At 37.0% G+C, this 3,582-nt stretch carries 2 protein-coding genes; both read right to left on the bottom strand.

From position 1 onward, the window contains the following. Positions 1-1,060 precede the first annotated feature (1,060 nt). Complete coding sequence (locus tag JCM15548_RS20085; RefSeq protein WP_157483022.1) at positions 1,061-1,471, bottom strand: Imm27 family immunity protein; 411 nt, start codon at positions 1,469-1,471, stop codon at positions 1,061-1,063. 17 nt (positions 1,472-1,488) lie between these two features. Next, the gene (locus JCM15548_RS20090; protein WP_062128966.1) at positions 1,489-2,043 is read right to left on the bottom strand and encodes a hypothetical protein; all 555 of its coding nucleotides are present in this window, start codon (positions 2,041-2,043) and stop codon (positions 1,489-1,491) included. Positions 2,044-3,582 lie beyond the last annotated feature (1,539 nt).

Here is a 3,582-nt window from a genome sequence, read left to right on the forward strand (position 1 = left end):
TGGGTTTGGCGTTAACGCCACATGTATGAAATGATGGGGGCTTGCGAGCGTCGTTATTGTCTGCCGTTAAGAAATTTGCTACGGGGAACGGAGTGGCCTATACACACATAAACCCCCAATATTTTATACATGATGTTAACGCCTGACCCTTATTCTTTATCCTCAGGCCTGGCATACAATCTGTAGATAATAATATGTCTACAAGGCAATTTCAAACTATTCATCAGGGTCGGCGAGTTGTTTGAAACTACCTTCAAATGATGATGCTTGTCTCAAAATCTTGCTTCCTTTATGCTTCTACAGATTCAGCACTTTTTTAACCTCGTAACGCTTGATTCACACAAAGTAACACTCATATAAATCTCGTGTCGGGCAGAAACATGTCACCCGTGATTTGCTTTCCTTAATCCACTTTGTCTGGTCAACAACGCTAATCACCGAGCCAGGATTTTCAGATTCTATTCGAAGGTCATATTATATTTCAGGCAGTTTCTACCGGCACCGCACCTTGGGTCTTCATTTTTCCTGTCTTTCGACAACCTGATAACGCTTCTGAATTCTTGTCTTCCGAAATTGCTGGGTCTAGCAGATTACCTTTATAAACCCAATTTTAGTCTGCCGACTTCAATTTCGTTAAACCTTATTAATCACTGCACTCTATATCGAAGGGCACCCATGATTTCAGGCAGTTTCTACCGGAGCCGTACCTTGGGTATTCATTTTTCATGATATCAACAAACTGATGCCAAATCTGGATACTTATCTACCGAAATTGCAGATTCCTACTGATTTCCTTTTTGAACTAAATCATTGTCTGCCGATACCCCTTTTCGTCAAGCATTAAATAATTCTATCCAATCAGGCTTATTTTCTGTCCCTTATAAACACCTTGGCCAGAACCGAAGGTTTTTTCTGGGTTTGGCGTTAACGTTTAGTATATACGAAGTAGGCGATTGCGAGCTTCAATCCTATCAAGCCAAGATGAAGTTGGAGCGGGCTACAACCGCTGAATATACCACTAGCACGCCTATTTTGTATATACATTGTTGTAGGGCGTAATTTATTCATTCTCAATCAAGTTTCTTATTTCTTTTTCAAAATTAAAGTTGTTGTCAATCCACTGCTCAATATCATCCAATCCTATCTTAATGATATATTGTTGACCTCCTCCATGATATTCGCTAAAAGGATAAAAAGTAATCCAGTTCGAATCTGAAGATTTATAAAAAGTTCTCCATGAGTCAGAATCTGAATCAACTTTTTCAAGTTTGAAACCACTTATCAATTTATTATCAAATTTATAGACTTCATAATCATTGTAAGTCAATTGTGATAAGGTTTCTAATTCTTCACTAATCATTGATTTTTCTGCACTTCTTTCACCTTTCCAAAATTGTCTCTTTAGAAATCCTCGTAAATGTTTTGCCCATTCTCCCGATGTTGTTAATTGTCCCTTTTGTTTATGTGCCATAATTCATAAATCAATTATCAACTACCTCCAAACTTATACCAATTACCTTTTACTCTTTCTTTATATGAAATCGTATGGTCGCCAATATTGAATTGTTCTGATGGCACCAATGTCGTATCTGTCACATGGAAGAATCCCCAAATGCCATCTAGAAATCCATCAACAATGAAAATGCTAAACGAGTCAACATTCTCATATGTCCTCAGTTTAGTTTTCTCAAGTCTATCTCTAAAATCATGAAACTTAGAACTATCAATATCATGTTGACTTAATATCTCCATGTAATATTCAGGATAATCATTTAATCTTGACGGAACAACTGCATTGGAATCATCAGGAAAAAAAACAACATATTTAGAAGAATCAAGTTTCTTTTCCATTCTTATCGCATATCCATTCAGATACTTTTGACTTCGAGAACAATCATCCATTTCATAAATCTTCCCATAAGTCTTAAAATCGTTCAAAAGTTTCTCAGCCTCCTCATATTGCAAAGGAACACTATGTGGTTCAGGTACGAATCCACACGAAGAAATCTGAATGGTTAATATTATAAATGTTATTTTGTTCATGTAGCGTGTCTTTATGCCCTACAACGGTCACATGTATGAAATTGTTGGGGGCTTGCGAGCGTCGTTATTGTCTGCCGTTACAAAATTTGATGCGGGGCAGAAAGGTTCAAGTAACCACTATACCCCCAATATTTTATACATGATGTTATGCGGTCGGCTTTTATTCAAATCAATTATAATTAATACACAAAAAAAATGAATTTTTTAAAGTCAAAAAACACACAAAGTAGAAGCAAGAATACTCCTACTTTGTATTGTCCTGATAGCAACATTATTAGTTCACTAATTGAGAATGAAGACAATTATTAATTCTCAATTAATCGTGTCATTTACTTGGCCTGTATCCCCATGTTCGGATACCGTGTCTGCAAGTCCTTTAGAGCCTGTTTTCTGAAATTTTCTATGTCCTGTTGATTTGGCTTTGTCAAGGAATAATTATTGCTCAGTACAAAGTCAAATGCTCTCTCTAATACTGCGAGTCGAATCTCTGTATTGATGATAGATTCTACTACGTTAATGTCTCCAATTTGCATGTTTTAGTTTTTAATGGTTATTATTATGAAAATATCTCATGTAGAGTCTTTTAAGCTGCCGCATAACGTCCAGCGATATGGTGCGTGGCTAATCTTCTTGGTATACATTTTCTGGCCGTTAAGAATGACCGTTTGTGAGCGAAAGTTTCTGATAATGCAGTATTTAGCCATGCACTATAACGCGTGTTACCGGCTGCTTAATGATTGGTCGTCAGGCAGTGGTTTTCTGCTATATACAATATTTTCACCCCGTTACAACTTGTCCGCAAAGGCGATTTCAGTGTCTGTCTGTGTGTTAAAAACTTTCTTGTGAAAATATGAATTTTCTGCAAATTGTGAGTCGGGAAATACTGCTTTTCATTTGCAACTTGAGCTTTAACAGCATACAGTCTTGTCGTAATAGTCTGCCGTTACTGAATTTCCTACAATTGATACACCTTCTTGATTAAGCACTTTCTTGTCAGGCAGCAGGAAAAATTTTCTGCCTATCAACTACACAGTTAATTTCGAATGGCTTTCGTAGATGCGGACCTCCTAATACATATGAACTATTTGCGATTTCGTTCTTGTCTGCCGTTAAAGACTATTGACCAGGCAGAGCTCTTTTAATATTTATGGCATAGTTCGATTTATTAAATCCTACCTTCTTGTCTACCAGCAGAAACAATAGTCTGTATGGCAATAATTTTTATGGCCTGGAATTGTTTTGAGGTATGGAACAATGTTTCCATAACGTAGTGCTTGTCTGTACCGACCAACTGTATTTTAAATACTGACTGATAGGAGCATATTAATACTGGCAGCTTCCATTATCGTTGATACTTGTCGCTCAGTGCCAGATTCAAGGTGATTATCGTATTATCAATGAACGTTTTGTTTGTCTCCTTTTTATCAGCGGGGGCCAAAAGTATCTCTTTGGTGTCTTCATTTTTAGCAGGACCATGAACTCACGCGTTAATTAATTCCAGTCTATGTTGTCTTCCGTTTAAGTTGCCGGTAACGTCCA

Source organism: Geofilum rubicundum JCM 15548, assembly GCF_000974365.1.
In the GTDB taxonomy this organism is placed as follows: Bacteria; Bacteroidota; Bacteroidia; order Bacteroidales; family Marinilabiliaceae; genus Geofilum; species Geofilum rubicundum.

Coding starts and splice junctions, on each gene's coding strand:
- JCM15548_RS20085 (WP_157483022.1), bottom strand. CDS start 1,471: ATGGCACATAAACAAAAGGGACAATTAACAACATCGGGAGAATGGGCA.
- JCM15548_RS20090 (WP_062128966.1), bottom strand. CDS start 2,043: ATGAACAAAATAACATTTATAATATTAACCATTCAGATTTCTTCGTGT.